The following is a 16,126-nucleotide window of genomic DNA, read 5'->3' as shown; positions in this document are numbered from 1 at the left end:
TGTGCTCACGGGCATGGCGTACCTCGGCGCCCTGCTCCTGTCGCTGGGCGGCCTCGCCGTGCTGGACCGCAGGTTCCGGCTCGCGTTCTGGTCCGACCCCCGCCGGGCAGCCCTGGCCGTGGGGATCGGCGTCGTCGGCTTCCTGCTCTGGGACGGGATCGGGCTGGTGCTCGGCATCTTCGCGCGCGGCGACTCCCCGCACATGACGGGCCTGCTGCTGGCGCCCGAGCTCCCCGTCGAGGAGGCGTTCTTCCTGGCGCTGCTCTGCTATACGGCGCTGCTGGCCTGGCGGGCGCTCGACCGCTGGAGGGGCGAGTCCTCGTGACCAACATCGTGCTCAACGTGATCGTGCTCGCCCTGCTCGGGGCGGTCTGCTGGCCGGTGCTGCGCCGGATGCGGGCGGTGCCGATCCTGCTGACGGTGCTGATCCTCTGCGTGCTCACGGCCGTGTTCGACACGCTCATGATCGCCGCGGACCTGTACGTCTTCGACCCGGACAAGATCCTCGGGGTGTACGTGTGGGGCGCGCCCCTGGAGGACTTCGCCTACGCGATCGCCGCAGCGGTCGGCATGCCGGTGCTCTGGGTCGTGCTCGGGCGTCGCAAGGGACGGACCGAGTGAGAGAGGTCCTCGCCGCGTCCCGGCCGTTCTCCTGGATCAACACGGCGTACCCGTTCGCGGCCGGCTACCTGCTGGCGACCGGCGGACGCCTCGACGTGACGTTCGTCGTCGGCACCCTGTTCTTCCTCGGTCCCTACAACCTGCTGATGTACGGGATCAACGACGTGTTCGACTACGCCTCCGACCTGCGCAACCCGCGCAAGGGCGGGATCGAGGGCGGCCTGGTCGAGCCCGCGCGAGCGCGTGAGGTGCACCGCCGGATCCTGTGGGCGTGCCTCGTCACGACGGTCCCGTTCGTGGTCTACCTCCTGCTGGTCGGCGACGCCGCCGCGAACGCGACCCTCGCCCTGGTCCTGTTCCTCGTCGTCGCGTACTCGGCGCCGGTCCTGCGGTTCAAGGAACGCCCGGTCCTCGACTCGCTGACGTCCGCGATGCACTTCGTCGGGCCGCTGCTGTACGCGCTGGTGCTGGTGGGCGCGGACCTGGGCGCCTCGACGACGTGGCCCGTGCTGGTCGCGTTCGTGCTCTGGGGGATGGCGTCGCACGCGTTCGGGGCCGTGCAGGACGTGCGCGCGGACCGGGAGGGCGGGATCGCGTCCGTCGCGACCGCGCTCGGCGCGCACCCGACGGTCGTGGCCGCCACGGTGCTCTACGTGCTCGCGGCCGCCGTCCTGCTCGTCGTGCCGTGGCCCGGAGCGCTCGCCGCGGTGCTGCCGATCCCGTACGCGATCAGCACCGCGCAGTTCTGGTCGGTCCGCGACGACGACTGTGAGCGCGCCAACACCGGCTGGCGCCGGTTCCTCTGGCTGAACCTGGTCACCGGGTTCCTGGTCACGATGCTGCTGATCGTGATCGCCCGCACCGGCTGAGGCTGGTCCTCTACAGTCCGGACATGGCGGACGCGAGCACGGTCGACTGGGCGGTGTTCGTGCTGGTCGTGGGGCTGCGACTGGTGGTGCCGCTGTTCATCCCGCGGTTCCCGCTGCCGGCGATCCTGGCGGCGCTGGTGATCGACGGCATCGACAAGTCGATCTTCGCCGCCTTCACGGGTCTGCCGCTCGACAACTACCAGTCGTACGACAAGGCGCTCGACATCTACTACCTGACGATCGCGTACCTGTCGGTGCTGCGGAACTGGCGCAACCCGTTCGCGGTCGGCGTCGCGGCGTTCCTCTGGTACTACCGGCTGGTCGGGGTGCTCCTGTTCGAGCTCACCGACGAGCGCTGGCTGCTCATGGTCTTCCCGAACACGTTCGAGTACTTCGTCATCGCGATCGAGGTGGTCCGGACGCGGTGGGACGCAGCGCGCCTGAGCCGGGCAGCGTTCCTCTGGACGGCGGGGCTGATCTGGGTCGTGATCAAGCTGCCGCAGGAGTGGTGGATCCACGTCGCGCAGCTGGACTTCACCGACGAGTTCGGGGAGCTCGTCGACGCGCACCCGTGGGTCTGGGGTGTGCTGGCGGCCCTCGCGGTGGTGCTGGTCGTGGTCGGTCCTCGCCTGCTCCGGCGGCTGCCGCCCGCGGACTGGCCGTTCACGGTGGACGCGGACGTCGTCGCCCAGCGGGTGGGCTGGGTGCCGCGGGGTCCTGTCGGGGTCGCGCCGCGGGGTGTCGCTCACCTTGCCGAGAAGGTCGTGCTGGCCGGCCTGGTCACCGCGGTGCTGTTCGAGTCCTATCCGGCGACGGAGGGTCCGCTGTCCGTGGTGGCGCTCGTCGTCACCGGGACGGTGCTCGTCCACGCGGTGCTGGCCCTGTGGCGCGGGCGGGCGTCCCTCGGCGTCGAGGTCGTCGTCAACACCGTCATCAGCGTCGTCGCCATGCTGGTCTTCGCGGCGTTCGCGACCGGGCAGCGGGGACAGGTGTCCGTGGGTGACGTCCTGCTGTTCGCCTACGTCGTGGCCCTCGTCGTCACGCTGTACGACCGCTACTCGGCCCGTCGCGAGGCATCTGTCGCCTGATCAGTGGGACGATCCCGAGGAGCGCGAGGGTCCACGTGAGCGCCACCAGGAGGGTGGAGGCCACCGAGACCGCGAACCACGGGGACGTGAACGCGTGCGGGGCGTCCGACCCGGTCAGCGCGACCGTGTAGCTGCCGCCGCCCTCCGTCTGCCACCAGACCCAGCTCAGCGCGAGGGCCGGGACCGCGTAGAGCGCGACGACCCGTCGTCCGCGCCACAGGGTCAGCCCGCCGAGCAGCACGACGAGCACGAGGGACGTGAGGCGGACGGGCACCACCCCGGGTGGTGACGCGGCCGCGACCATAAAGACGCCGTCGGACGTGGTCGCGTGGTCCGGGGGAGCCCACAGCGGGATCGTCGCCAGGGCAGCCAGCAGCGCGAGCACGCGCACGAGGCGCGAGCGAACCTGCTGGTCAGCGAGGGGCATCCCGCCACGCTAGGAGCGGACCGGTCCACCCGGGGGTGAACCGGCCCGACGTTCACCCGTGCGCGCGCAGGTTCCTCCACGTCTCCCGGCGGGCGGCCTGCTCGACCGGGTCCGGGACCGGCAGGGACGCCAGCAGCCGCTGCGTGTACGGGTGCTTCGGTGCGCCCAGCACCTGGTCACCCGTGCCCTCCTCGACGAGCACCCCGCGGTGCAGGACCGCGATCCGGTGGGCCAGCAGGTCGACGACGGCCAGGTCGTGGCTGATGAACAGGCACGCGAACCCCAGCTCGGCCTGCAGGCGGGCGAACAGGTCGAGGACCCTGGCCTGCACGGAGACGTCCAGGGCGCTGGTCGGCTCGTCGGCGATGAGCAGCTCGGGGCCGAGGATGAGCGCCCGGGCCAGGCTCGCACGCTGGCGCTGGCCCCCGGAGAGCTCGTGCGGGAACCGGTCGCCGAACGCCTTGGGCAGCTGGACGGCCTCCATGAGCTCGTCGACGCGCGGCCGGGCCTCCTCGGGGTTCGGCGCCAGACCGTGCACGACCATCGGCTCCGCGACGCACTGCGCGATCGTGAGCAGCGGGTTGAAGCTGGTCGCCGGGTCCTGGAAGACGAACCCGATGCGCTTGCGGACCGGTCGGAAGACCTTCTCCTTGACGTCGAGCATCTCGACGCCGTGGACCTTCAGCGAGCCGCCGCTGATCGGGGTGAGCCCGGCGATCGCGCGGCCGATCGTCGTCTTGCCGCTGCCCGACTCGCCCACGAGGCCGAGCACCTCGCCGGGGCGGATGGCCAGGTTCACGCCGTCGACGGCCGTGAACGCGGGCTGCCGCAGGCGGCCCGGGTACACGATCCGCAGGTCGCTCGCCTCGACGACGGGCGTCGCCGACTCGTCGACGACCACCGCCTCGAGCTCGTCGGCGACCCGTACCCGGTCCCGCAGCCGGCGCCCGCCCACGCGGGGCACGGCATCGAGGAGCCGCTGCGTGTACGGGTGCTGGGGCGACGAGAACAGGGTGCGGACGTCGGCCTGCTCGACGATCTCGCCGTTGAACATGACCGCGACCCGGTCGGCGAGGTCCGCGACGACACCCATGTTGTGCGTGATCAGGACGATCGCGGAGCCGAACTCCTGGGGGAGGCGGCGCAGCAGGTCGAGGATCTCGGCCTGCACGGTGACGTCGAGCGCGGTCGTCGGCTCGTCGGCGATGATCAGGCCCGGGTCCAGGACGAGAGCCTGGGCGATGACGATGCGCTGCTTCTGCCCGCCCGAGAACTGGTGCGGGTAGTGGTCGACGCGGTGCTCCGGGTCGGGGATGCCGACCAGCCGCAGGACGTCGATCGCCTGCGCGCGGGCGTCCTTGTCGGAGATCTTGCGGTGCGCCTTCAGACCCTCCGCGATCTGCCAGCCCACCGGGAACACCGGGTTCAGCGCGGTGGACGGCTCCTGGAACACCATCGCCGCGTCGCGGCCGCGCACGTCGCGCAGGTCGCTCCCGCGCAGCGTGACGATGTCGTGCGTCGCGGACCCGTCCTTGCGGGTGAGCATGACCGTGCCGCTGCTCAGGGCGGTCTCCGGCAGCAGGCCCAGGATCGAGCGTGCGGTGACGGTCTTGCCGGACCCGGACTCGCCGACGATCGCGAGCACCTCGCCGGAGGCGACCTGGAGCGTGACGCCCTCGACGGCCCGGACGGTGCCGGAGTCGGTGGCGAACGAGACGTGCAGGTTCTGGATGTCGACGACGTTCGTCATGAGCGCTCGCCCCTTCCGTCGAACAGGTCAGTGGGGCCCTCCAGCTCGTCGATGCTCTCGACGCCGGGGACGCGGTCGGTGGCGACGCCGCCGGGCACGGCGGTGACCGGGCTCAGCGGCGCGGCGGCCTTGGCGGCCCGGCGCGTCCGCAGACGCGGGTCCGCGAGGTCGTTGAGCGACTCGCCGACGAGCGTCAGCCCGAGCACGGTGAGCACGATCGCGACGCCGGGCGGCACCGCGGTCCACCAGATGCCGCTGGTCACGTCGGAGAGCGACTTCGACAGGTCGTAGCCCCAGTCCGCTGCGGCCGTCGGCTCGATCCCGAATCCGAGGAAGCCGAGGCCCGCCAGCGTGAGCACGGCCTCCGAGCAGTTCAGGGTGAGGATGAGCGGGAGCGTGCGCGTCGAGTTGCGCAGGACGTGGCGGCCCATGATCCGCAGGTGGCCGGAGCCGATCACCCGTGCGGACTCGACGAACGCCTCCGCCTTGACGCGCACGACCTCGGCGCGGACCACCCGGAAGTACTGGGGGATCATCACGACGCTCAGGGAGATGGCCGCGGCCATCACACCGCCCCACATCGACGACTGCCCGCCGCTGATCACGATGGCGACGACGATGGCGAGCAGCAGCGACGGGAACGCGAACAGCGCGTCGGCGACGACGACGAGCACCCGGTCGACCCAGCCGCCGAAGTAGCCCGACACCAGGCCGAGCGCGACGCCCGCGAAGATCGACAGGGTGACGGCGACGACGATCACGAGGAACGCCGGCCGGGCGCCCCAGATGGTGCGGGAGAGCACGTCGTAGCCGCCGACGGTGGTGCCCAGCAGGTTCTGCGCCGAGGGCGGCTGCTGGGAGCCGAAGTTCACGTCGCCCGAGCTCAGCTGCGCGTACCCGTAGGGCGCGAGCAACGGGGCGAACGCCGCGGTGATGATGAAGACCAGCATGAGGACGATGCCGATGACCAGCATGGTGCGCTGCAGGCCGACGCTCGTGCGGACGTGGCGCACCACGGGCAGGCGCTTCCAGAGCGAGGTGTGCTCGGGCCTCGCGGAGTCGGCGTGGGCGATCACCATCATGACGTCGGGTGCGGGGAGGTTGGTCATGTCAGTACCTGATCCTCGGGTCGACGAGCGCGGCGATGACGTCGACGACGAAGTTCGTCAGCGCCACCACCACGGCGAGCAGGACCACGAGGCCCTGCACGGCGACGAAGTCGCGGGCCAGCAGGTACTGGACCAGCTGGAAGCCGAGGCCCTTCCACTCGAAGGTCTTCTCGGTCAGGACGGCGCCGGACAGCAGCAGCGCGACCTGCAGGCCGATCACCGTGATGATGGGGACCAGCGCGGGCCGCCACGCGTGCTGGCGCAGCAGCCGGCGCTCGTTGACGCCACGCGAGCGGGCCGCCTCGACGTACCCGGTGGACAGGGTCCCGATGACGTTGGTGCGGACCAGGCGCAGGAAGATGCCGCCGGTCAGCAGGCCGAGCGCGAGGGCCGGCAGGATCGCGTGCTCGAGCACGTCGAGGACCGTGGACGGGTCGCCGGTGCTGATCGCGTCGATGAGGAAGATGCCTGTGCCCGCGCCGTTGCGCTGGATCTCGATCTGGGCGTCGGTGGACGCGCGCCCGGCGACCGGGAGCCAGCCGAGCCACACCGAGAAGATGAGCTTGAGCAGGATGCCGGCGAAGAACACGGGCGTCGCGTAGGCCAGGATCCCGGAGATGCGCAGCGACGCGTCGACCCCCTTGTCCCGGCGGGCGGCGGCGATGCGGCCCAGCGGGATGCCGACCAGGAGCGCGACGAGCAGCGCGTAGAACGCCAGCTCCAGGGTCGCCGCGCCGTACGTCATGACGACCTCGGTGACGGGGCGGTTGTCCGAGATCGTGGTGCCGAAGTCACCTCGGAACACGTTGCCCAGGTACTCCAGGTACTGCACGAGGATCGGCCGGTCGTAGCCCGCCTCGGCGATCCGCTCGTCCAGCTGGGCCCGCGTCAGCCGTCCGCCCAGCGACGCGGTGATGGGGTCGCCCGTCGCGCGCATGAGGACGAAGACGGTGGTGACCAGGATGAAGATCGTCGGGAAGATCAGCAGGAACCGCACCAGCAGGTAGCTGCCGAGGTGTCCCCCCGATCGCCTGCTCTTCGCGGCTGCGGTCGCCGGTGTGCTGGGGCCCGGGGGCGCGACGTCGGTGGGCGCTCCGGTGGTGGTGGAGGTCATGGGTTCCTGCCTGTTGCGTGCGGACGAGCCGGACGGCCCCGCCCCCCGAGTGTGGCGGGGGACGGGACCGTCGGCCTGCGGTGCGGTGCGGTCAGCCGTTGGCGAGCGCGCCGTAGCGGAACTTGAACGACGCGTCGAGGGTGTCCTCGGTGCCCGTCACGTCCTTGCCGACGACGGCCACCTGGGCGCCCTGGAGGTACGGGACCGTGGACAGGTCGGCTGCCACCTTGTCCTGGATCTCCTCGATCAGCGCGGTGCGGGCGTCGGCGTCGGCCGTCGTCGCCTGCTCCAGGATGAGGTCGTTGACCTCGGTGTTGTCGTAGTGGTTCCCGAGGAAGTTCTCCGTGAGGAAGAACGGCGTCAGGTAGTTGTCGGCGTCCGAGTAGTCCGGGAACCAGCCGAGCTGGTACGACGGGTAGACGTCGGCGGTGCGGTCCTTGGAGTACTGGACCCACTCGGTGGTCTGCAGGTCGACCGCGAACAGGCCGTCCTTCTCCAGCTGGTCCTTGATCAGCGCGTACTCGTCGGCCGACGACGGACCGTAGTGGTCGTTCGAGTACTGGAGGCTGAGCGCGACCGGCGTCGTGACGCCGGCGGCCTCGAGCGTGTCCTTGGCCTTGGCGGCGTCGGGGCCGCCGTCGCCGTCGCCGTACAGGCCCTTGAGGGACTCGGTGGCGCCGGTCAGGCCGTCCGGCACGTAGGAGTACAGGGGCGTGTAGGTGCCCTTGTAGACCTGCTCCGACAGCGGTGCCCGGTCGATCAGGTGGGCGACCGCCTGGCGGACCGCGAGGGCCTTCGCCGGGTCGGCGCCGTCGGCCTTGGTGCCGAACGGCTGCGTGTCGAAGTTGAACGTGATGTAGCGGATCTCCCCGCCAGGACCGTCGACGACCTTGACGTTGTCGTCCGTCGCCAGGTCCGCGATGTCCGTCGCCGACAGGCTGCGGAAGGCGACGTCGATGTTGCCTTCCTGGATGTCCAGCTTGAGGTTCGACGAGTCCGCGTAGTACTTCACGTTGACCTCGGCGGTCTGTGCCGGGGGCAGGACACCTGCGTAGTCCTCGTAGGCCTCGTACGAGATCAGCTCGTTGAAGGCGTAGCTCGTGATCGTGTACTGGCCGGCGAACGCGTTGGCGTCGACGATCTCGTTGTCGGGCGTCAGCGCGTCGGCCGAGAAGACCTCGTCGTCGACGATCGGGCCCGCGGGGCTGGACAGGATCTGCGGGAAGATCTGGTCGTTCTCCGACTTCAGGTGGAAGACCACCGTGGTGTCGTCGACCGCGTCCACGCTGTCCAGGTTGTAGAGCAGCGACGACGGGCCGTTGTCGGCCGCGATCGCGAGCTGGCGGTCGAACGTGAACTTCACGTCGGCGGACGTCAGGTCGTTGCCGTTGGCCCATTTCAGGTCCGGCTTGAGCGTCACGGTGTACTCGGTCGGTGCCGTGAACTCCGCGGAGACCGCGATGTCGGGCTCGACGTCCGGGCTGCCGTAGGGGGTGTTCATGAGGAACGGGAACACCTGGTTCTGCACGGCGAACGAGCCGTTGTCGTACGAGCCGGCCGGGTCGAGGGTGGTGACCTTGTCGGTGGTCCCGATGGTCAGGGCGCCGCCGGCGGAGGTGCTGCCGCCGTCGGCGTCGCCGCTGTCGTCGTTGGCGCCCGAGCAGGCGGTCAGGACGAGAGCGGTGGCTGCGAGGCCGGCGGTCGCCGCGAGGACGCGGCGACGGTGTGGTGCGAGGGAGGACATGCGCTACCTCTTCTGTCAGGGCCGCGGGCGCGCGTCAGAACGCGCCCGTCGGCTGTTTCTCAGTGGGCTATGGGTAGCACACAGATGTGTCAGGCATCACGAGGGTCTTACCGGTAAGTAACATCCACATCTCGGGATGGTCACGATCGGTCGGAGATTTTCCGGGGGACGCCGTCGTCGTCGATGGGCTCGATCTCGGTGGCGCGGACGCCCAGCAGGCGTGCGACCAGGGGGCCCGTGCCGCCGTACACGATCGCCGTGCACAGCACGATGCCGAAGATGATCGGGACGAGTTCCGGGAACGGTTCGCCGGCGTCGTCGAACTGCAACGCGAAGACGCTCGCCGTGGACGCCGCGACGATGCCGCGCGGCGCCATCCACGCGACCATCGCCCGCTCCGGACGGGACAGCACCGTGCGCATCGTGGCCAGACCGGCGGCCAGGGGCCGGACGCCGAGCACCAGGAAGGCGAGCAGGACCAGCGTGCCCGGCAGGAACAGCACCATCGCGTCGAGGTCGACCCTGGCCGCCAGCACGATGAACAGCGAGCCGATCAGCAGCATCCCCACATGGCTGCCGAACTCGTGCAGCGCGTCGAGGCGTACCCACGGCTGGTTGGCCAGGGCGACCCCCAGGGCCGTCGTCGCCCACAGCCCGGACTCCTCGCCGACGGACTCCGCGGTCGCGAACGCCGCGAGCGCGACCGCCACCCCGAGCGCGACGTGGGTGGCGGGCGGGATGCGCCCGAACCGGACGATCGCCAGGTACGCCGCGGCTGTGCCGACACCGGTCACGATGCCCACGAGTGCCGTGGCGCCGAGCCCGACGCCGTTGTCGTGCAGCGCGAGGTGGACCATGCTCAGCGCGATTGTGGCGCCGATCGGGTCGATGAAGATGCCCTCGAACGCCAGGACGGACTCCAGCGGCTGCTTGGGCCGGATCACCGCGAGCAGCGGACCGACCACCGTCGGACCGGAGACGATGAGGATCGCCCCGATCACCGCCGCCCGGCTGAAGGGCAGGCCGAACACCCACTGGGCGATCAGCGTGGCGCAGACGCCGGTGACGACGGCTCCGGTCGTGACCAGCCCGAGGACCGGCCGGCGTGCGCCGCCGTGCAGCCGGGAGAAGTCGAGCTTGAGCGACTCCTCGAACAGCAGCAGCCCCACGGCCATCGACACGAGCGGGAACAGCGCGTCGCCCAGGAGCGCGTCCGGGTCCACGAGGCCCAGGACGGGACCGGCGAGCAGCCCGAGGACGAGCAGCACGATGATCGAGGGGATGCGCACGGCGTGGCCGAGGAGCTGTCCCAGCACCCCGAGCAGGACGATCGCGGCGATGCCGGCGGTGAACCCGAGCTCCATGCCCGCCATTGTGTCGGGCGGGCGCTACTTTGTCGGGTGGCCCGATCACAGGGTCGGAGCGACGCACACGAGGAGACGTCATGAGCGGCACCCCACCGTCCGGGCGGCAATACCGCATCCTGGCGGGCGACCACGAGGCGGTCGTCACGCAGGTCGGCGCCGGGCTGCGTGAGTGCACGCTCGGTGGCCGTCCGGTGCTCGACGGCTACGACGAGGGTGTGCGCGCGCCCGACGGCCGCGGTCAGGTCCTCGCACCGTTCCCGAACCGGATCGCGGACGGCCGGTACACCTTCGGCGGTCGCACGTGCCAGGTCGCGATGGACGAGCCGGAACGCGGCAACGCCATCCACGGCATGGTCCGCTGGCTGGACTGGACCGAGGTGTCCTACACGGAGCACGACGTGGTGCTCGCCTGCGTCCTGCGCCCGCAGCCCGGCTACGCGTGGGAGCTCAGCCTGCAGGTCGGCTACCACCTGTCGGCCGAGGGGCTCACGGTCGCGACGTCGGCGACGAACACCGGCACGGAGCCGGCCCCGTTCGGCATGGGCTTCCACCCGTACCTCGGCCTCGGCGCGGACGTCGCCGGGCTCGAGCTCCTGGTGCCCGCCGGGAGCCACTCGCCGGTGCCGACCGACCGCGACGAGCTGCCCGTCCCGGTCGACGTGACCGGCACCCCGCTCGACTTCCGCTCCGGCCGGGCCGTGGGGGACACGGTGCTGGACACCGTCTTCGGTGACCTCGCACGCGGGGCCGACGGGCGCGCCGTCGTGCACCTGACCGACCCGGACAGCGCCGCGGGCGTGCGTCTGTGGGTCGACGAGTCCTTCCGGTACGTCATGGTCTACTCGGCCGATGGCGTCCTGCCGGTCGAGCGGCGACGGCAGTCGCTCGCCATCGAGCCGATGACGTGCCCGCCGCACGCCTTCCGGTCCGGCGCGGACCTGCTCACGCTGGCGCCGGGGGAGTCCTGGACGGGCAGCTGGGGTCTCGACCCGGTCTGACACGGTCGGTCCGTTGGGCCGTTCGGGTGAATCGGCTGAACCCGCCCTCGCGGCGCGGATCGACGGCCTAGCGTCGCGGTCGCCCACCCACGACCGCAGGGAGAACCCGTGTCACCGAAGAGCGCACTCCTCGACCAGCTCGCCCCGTTCCTGCTGCCCGGCGAGGAGGTCCGCGGGGTCGTCGTCGTGCAGGTCAAGAGGTCGGCCACCGCGAACGCTGCGAAGTCGGTGGCGGCCACGACGGCGGCGAGCGTCGCGACGCTGGCGCTCACCGGAGGGATGCTCGGGATGGGCGTGACCTTCACGGCCCCGGCGGTCTGGTGCGTCTCGACCACGCACCGGCTCCTGCTGGTGTCGCGCGAGTCCGGTCGCACGCCCATCGTCGAGCGGGTGCTCCTGTCGGCCCCCCGGGGGCAGGTGAGGGCGGAGCTGAAGCGCGGGCTGCTGAACCAGGTCACCCTGGTCGACGCCTCCGACGAGTCCGTGATCGCGCGCCTGAACGTCGGGGCGAAGGGCGGTGCGGCCCGCACGATCGTCCGGGAGCAGCAGGGCGCAGCCTGACGACGGAGGCGGCCGGTGAGGGGTCCGGCCGCCCCCTTCCGTCACGGCAGGACGAGCAGCACCCTGCGGTCGGTCGAGGCCTGGACCGTCGCCGAGCCCGCGTAGGTCGTCTCGACCACGTGGATGCCGACGGGCAGGCGCGGCAGCCGGAGGCGGGCGACCGAGTCCTTGTGCGGACCGGGCACGAGGGTGCCGGTGACCTGGGCGAGGATCTGGCCGTCGCCGTGCAGCCGGGCCGTGCGGACGGTCGTGGTCACCTCACCGGTCGGTGACGCTCCCTTGGCGGCCTTGACCGTCGCGACGACCGTGGCCTGCGTGGAGCGCCGGACGACGTGCGGCTCGATCTTCACCGACGTCGTCGAGCGGACGGCGTTCGCCGCCGGGACGGTCGTGCTCGTCGTCGCGCCCACGTTGCCGACCTTGTCGACCGCCCGGTGCTCGACGGTCGTGGCCCCGGCACCGACCGGCACCGATGCGGTGAAGGACGTCCACGCCCCGGCGCCGATCCGGTACTCGATCCGGTCGACCCCGGAGCCCTGGTCCGTCGCGGTGATCGTCACCCGCCGCTTCGTGTCCACGGCCGCCGTGGTGGTCGGCGCGATCGCGTCGAGCCGGAACGTGACCGACCGGACCTCCGACACGTTCCCGGCGGCGTCCGTCGCGCGGACCCCGACGGTGTGCTCGCCGTGGCCGTCGACCTGCACGGAGACCGTCGCCGGGTCGGCGGACGCCGTCCAGGCACCGCCGTCGACGGACGTCTCCAGCGTGGCGACCGCGCGGTCGTCCGACGCGGTGGCCACGACGGTCGCCGGTGCCGTGCGCCAGCCGCCGACGGCGTCCGGGGAGACGAGGAGCGTGTCGACCGTCGGGGCCGTCGTGTCCTCCGGCACGGTGTGCAGCGTCAGGAACGTGACCGAGTACGGCGGGAGGTCGTACGAGAACGACGACGACAGCCCGCCGAGCTCACGCGTGACCGGTTCGACCGTGCCCGGTGCGGCCTTGGTGTTCGTCGCTCCCGGCGGCGCGACGATCTCGGTGACGGAACCTGTCGAGGCGATCTCGACGTCGGACACCTCGACCTGCGTGCGCTGGGTGACGGCCGAGACGTTGACGACCTTCGCGACGATGTCCCCGCTGTCCTCGTCGCGGGTGACCACCTGGAAGACGTCCGCGGCGGGTGCCGGGTCGTCGTAGGACATCTGCAGCACCCCGTCGAGGTACAGCTCGATGTGCCGGTCCTGGACGACGACTTTGACCCGGTAGGTCCGGTCGGTCGCGATGCTGTGGCCCTCCACCGCCTTCACCTCGCCGGCGCCGCCGCCGTCCGCCTTCTGCAGGGCCTGGCGGGTGTTGTTCCAGCCGCCCAGGTTCCACCAGAAGTAGTCGCTCGGGCCGCCCGCGGCGAACCCGACGAGGAAGCCTTCCGACCCCGCTGTCTTGCGGGCGTCGAGCTCGAGCGTGTAGCTGCTCCAGTCCTGCTCGTAGGTGCCTGTGGGGATGCTGCGGGCGTCGGTGACCGTCGTGCTGGACTGCACGTACTCACCGTCGACCACCGACCAGTCGCCGGTCTGCGGCGACCAGTCGGACGCGTCGGCGAAGTCCTCCTCGTACAGGACCTCACCGCCGCCGTTCTCCGTGACGCGGACGTTGTCGTACGCGGCCGACGTGGCCCAGGTCGACAGGAACACACCGCCGTCCAGCGGCTTCGGCTCGACCGACGGGGTGGTCAGCGTGCTGGGCACCACCTGGTCACCGACGTTGTTCGAGAACAGGTGCTGCACCCAGTAGTTGGCGCTGTTCCACGACTCGTCGTTGTCGAACCAGATCGCGTCCGGCGACCACTGCACGTACGACTCGTTGGCCAGCAGCGGCGCGTAGGACGCGAGCTCGACGAGGTCGCCGTTGCGCTCCAGGCCCGTCATGTACGCGGCCTCGGCCAGACCGTTCCACCACGTGTTGCCGCGCGAGGCGTACTCGCCGAGGAACACGTGCGGCCCCTCGCGGTCGTAGGCGTCGTACCGCTGCGTGTTGGCCAGGAACCAGCTCGGGTCGTTGTAGTAGTGCTCGTCGACCAGGTCCACGTCCTGCTCCCGGTTGAACTCCCAGAGGGCGTCGAACCGCGCGCCGGTGTCGTCCGGGCCGGAGTTGGAGATGATCTTGATGTCCGGGTACTGCGCCACGATCGCGTCCCGGAACGCCGGGAAGTTGGCCTCGAACGTCGTCGTGTTCTCCTCGTTGCCGAGTCCGATGTACGGCAGCTCGAACGGCTCCGGGTGCCCCAGCTCGGCGCGCTCGGCGCCCCACGTGGTGGACGTGTCGCCCGTCGTGAACTCGATGAGGTCGAGCGTGTCCTGCACCCACCGGTCGATCTGCACCGGGTCCGTCATCTCGGGGATCGTCGACCCGCAGCCGTTCGCGCCGACGGACAGCACCGGCAGCGGGATGGAGCCCAGGTCCTCGGCCAGCTCCAGGTACTCCAGGTAGCCGATGCCGTACGACTGGTTGTAGCCCCAGAAGTTCCAGTTGGTGGGGCGCTCCTCCACCGGCCCGATGGTCTCCTTCCACTGGTACGTGCGGCGCCGGTCGGTGTACCCGGACTCCTCGTACGTGCGGAACGTGCCGACGTTGGTCACGCAGCCGCCGGGGAAGCGCAGGAAGGACGGGTCGAGCGCCGCGACCTTCTCGGCGAGGTCCTTGCGGAGCACCGAGCGGCCGTTCACCGGACCCACCCACGTGTCCTGAGGAAAGAGGGACACCTGGTCGAGGTGGAGCGTGGAGGCCGCACCGGCGAGGACCACCAACCGGCCCGCGTCCGTGGTCGCGCTCGCGGTCAGGGTGACCTCGTACTCCTTCCAGACGTCCGAGCCGTCGACGTCGACGGTCCCGGAGGCCACGGTCTCCGTGCCGTTCTCGACGGCCACGGTCAGGGTCTGCGGCGTGGTGGTGCGGACCCAGACGCTCGCGTCGTAGGACGCACCGTCCGTGACCGCGACACCCGAGTTGTAGCTCGCGTTGCGCAGCCCGTCGCCCGCCGCAGCGGCGACCAGGACGGCCCGGTTGCGGTTGGTCGCGTTGAGCCGCCCGTCGTCGTCGACGACCGTGACCGTGGTGCCCGCACCGCTGCGGTCCAGGACGTCCCACCCGGTCAGACCGGTGAAGGACGCGTTGTCGGAGGTGTTGAACTCGAACGAGCGGTTGCGCACCAGCTCGGCGTACAGACCCCCGTCGGCGGCGTAGTTGATGTCCTCGTAGAAGATCCCGTACAGCCGGTCGGAGATCTCGGCGTCGGTCCCGTCACCGTCGATCTCGAGGGTCGTGCCCTCACCCAGCGCGAACGGCTCGAGCACGAACCCGGCGGCGCTGCCCGGGTCACCCAGGACGAGTGCGCCGTCGACGATGCCGACGGCCTGCGACCCGTCGGCCGTCGTGAGGTGCAGCCTGCCGCCGCCGGCCTCGGTGAGCCGGAGCGTCGTCGGCTCGTCGCCGAGCGCGAGGTGGCCGTCGTCCCGTGCGACGACCGACCGGCTCCCGGCGGCGAGCGTCAGGCCGCCGGACACCTCGGTGGCCTCCAGCACGAACGCGTCGCCCGGGCGCTGCGCCGCGACGACGATCGCGTCGTCGCCGTCCGTGGTCAGGTGGGGCGCGGTGCCCGGTGCGCGCAGCGTGAACGGACCCTCGGGTACGACGTCGTCGCCGGGGGAGGCCACGAGTGCGACGTCGTCGAACACGGCCGGGAACGTCGTGCCGTCCTGCGCGCCGAGCGCGTAGAGCCCGACGTGCTCGATGGGGAACGCGACCTCCACGGAGCTCACGTCGACCCAGGCCGTCGTCGGCTCGTCCCAGCGTGCCGTCGTGACCGTGTTCCCCGCACGACTCAGGCGCAGGGTCTCGCCCGTCGATCCCGGGCGGTCCTCGAAGTGGTCGGCGGCGAAGATCGCCGCGGTCTCGATGTCGTTCTCGATCGCGACCCCCGACGCCGTGAGCCCGCCGACAAAGGTCAGCCCGGAACGCACGTAGTTGTCGAGGTCCTGGTACGCGATGAGGCCGGCGCCCTGGAACGTCTTCGCGACGGGCGCCTGGACGCTCACCTGGATGGAGAAGTCCCCGTCGGGGATGTCGAGCGTCATGACGTTGCGCGCCGAGTTGTTGCCCTGCCACGTGTCGCCAGGCAGCGCGGTGATCGTCAGCGCTCCGGGGGTGGTGGTCAGGGAGCGTGCGCTCGGCTCGTCGTTGAGGGCGGTCCAGCGCGGGTCGAGCGTCGACGAGTCGAAACCGTCCGTCCACGCCCCGTCCGGCACGGGCGGTGCGGCGCTGGCCGGTGCCGCGACGGTCGCGCCCAGCGGCACGACCAGGGCGACGGCGAGGACGGCACGCAGGCCGAGTCGACGGGTTGTGCTGGTCTGTCGCGACAGTGCGACGGGCATGGCGGCCTCCCTGTGCGCACGTCGTCGTGCGCCTCGTCCAGGACTCCGTCGCGC

Annotated in this window: 13 protein-coding genes; 6 read left to right on the top strand and 7 right to left on the bottom strand. The window is 71.1% G+C overall.

Annotated features, from left to right (window positions below; genetic code table 11):
- Position 1 precedes the first annotated feature (1 nt).
- From ASF78_RS18605 to ASF78_RS18590, 4 genes are read left to right on the top strand one after another with little or no spacing between them, the layout of a single operon-like run.
- Positions 2-325, top strand: a complete 324-nt coding sequence (locus ASF78_RS18605) for a lycopene cyclase domain-containing protein (protein ID WP_235518733.1) — start codon at positions 2-4, stop codon at positions 323-325.
- Entirely contained in the window at positions 322-621 is a 300-nt protein-coding gene (locus tag ASF78_RS18600; protein WP_056593092.1) for a lycopene cyclase domain-containing protein, read from the top strand. The genes ASF78_RS18605 and ASF78_RS18600 overlap by 4 nt, the downstream gene beginning before the upstream one ends.
- Positions 618-1,490, top strand: a complete 873-nt coding sequence (locus tag ASF78_RS18595; protein ID WP_082495191.1) for a prenyltransferase — start codon at positions 618-620, stop codon at positions 1,488-1,490. The genes ASF78_RS18600 and ASF78_RS18595 overlap by 4 nt, the downstream gene beginning before the upstream one ends.
- Positions 1,491-1,513: 23 nt before the next feature.
- Positions 1,514-2,578, top strand: coding sequence for a hypothetical protein (locus ASF78_RS18590; protein ID WP_056593091.1), 1,065 nt, complete (start codon positions 1,514-1,516; stop codon positions 2,576-2,578).
- Here the strand turns inward: ASF78_RS18590 and ASF78_RS18585 are convergent.
- The 6 genes from ASF78_RS18585 to ASF78_RS18560 all read right to left on the bottom strand — a co-directional run bounded on the left by ASF78_RS18585 (position 2,529) and on the right by ASF78_RS18560 (position 10,086).
- Entirely contained in the window at positions 2,529-3,005 is a 477-nt protein-coding gene (locus tag ASF78_RS18585) for a hypothetical protein (RefSeq protein WP_056593090.1), read from the bottom strand. The genes ASF78_RS18590 and ASF78_RS18585 overlap by 50 nt on opposite strands.
- Before the next feature lie 52 nt (positions 3,006-3,057).
- Positions 3,058-4,755, bottom strand: a complete 1,698-nt coding sequence (locus ASF78_RS18580; RefSeq protein ID WP_056593089.1) for an ABC transporter ATP-binding protein — start codon at positions 4,753-4,755, stop codon at positions 3,058-3,060.
- On the bottom strand, positions 4,752-5,834 hold the full coding sequence (locus ASF78_RS18575; RefSeq protein ID WP_056593989.1) for an ABC transporter permease: 1,083 nt from the start codon (positions 5,832-5,834) through the stop codon (positions 4,752-4,754). Before ASF78_RS18575 ends, ASF78_RS18580 begins: the two co-directional genes overlap by 4 nt.
- Positions 5,835-5,865: 31 nt before the next feature.
- Positions 5,866-6,978, bottom strand: coding sequence for an ABC transporter permease (locus tag ASF78_RS18570; RefSeq protein WP_056593086.1), 1,113 nt, complete (start codon positions 6,976-6,978; stop codon positions 5,866-5,868).
- Positions 6,979-7,069: 91 nt separating this feature from the next.
- Positions 7,070-8,722 carry an ABC transporter substrate-binding protein gene (locus tag ASF78_RS18565; RefSeq protein ID WP_056593084.1) on the bottom strand — a complete coding sequence of 551 codons (1,653 nt, stop codon included), beginning with the start codon at positions 8,720-8,722 and terminating at the stop codon, positions 7,070-7,072.
- 140 nt (positions 8,723-8,862) lie between these two features.
- Entirely contained in the window at positions 8,863-10,086 is a 1,224-nt protein-coding gene (locus ASF78_RS18560; RefSeq protein ID WP_056593083.1) for a sodium:proton antiporter, read from the bottom strand.
- Positions 10,087-10,166: 80 nt separating this feature from the next.
- On the opposite strand from ASF78_RS18560, the gene ASF78_RS18555 reads away from it, so the two are divergent.
- Together ASF78_RS18555 and ASF78_RS18550 are read left to right on the top strand one after the other, a co-directional pair.
- On the top strand, positions 10,167-11,087 hold the full coding sequence (locus tag ASF78_RS18555; protein ID WP_056593082.1) for an aldose 1-epimerase family protein: 921 nt from the start codon (positions 10,167-10,169) through the stop codon (positions 11,085-11,087).
- Between the two features lie 108 nt (positions 11,088-11,195).
- A complete protein-coding gene (locus ASF78_RS18550) occupies positions 11,196-11,648 on the top strand; it encodes a hypothetical protein (RefSeq protein WP_056593081.1) in 453 nt (150 codons plus the stop codon).
- Between the two features lie 41 nt (positions 11,649-11,689).
- Here the strand turns inward: ASF78_RS18550 and ASF78_RS18545 are convergent, their stop codons facing one another.
- Positions 11,690-16,072: an alpha-L-arabinofuranosidase C-terminal domain-containing protein gene (locus ASF78_RS18545; protein WP_156374238.1), complete on the bottom strand. Its 4,383-nt coding sequence runs from the start codon at positions 16,070-16,072 to the stop codon at positions 11,690-11,692.
- Positions 16,073-16,126 lie beyond the last annotated feature (54 nt).

It is taken from the genome of Cellulomonas sp. Leaf334, from assembly GCF_001424195.1.
GTDB lineage: Bacteria > Actinomycetota > Actinomycetes > Actinomycetales > Cellulomonadaceae > Cellulomonas.
Note: the sequence above shows the minus strand (reverse complement) of the source record. Positions and strands in the feature narration are given on the sequence as shown.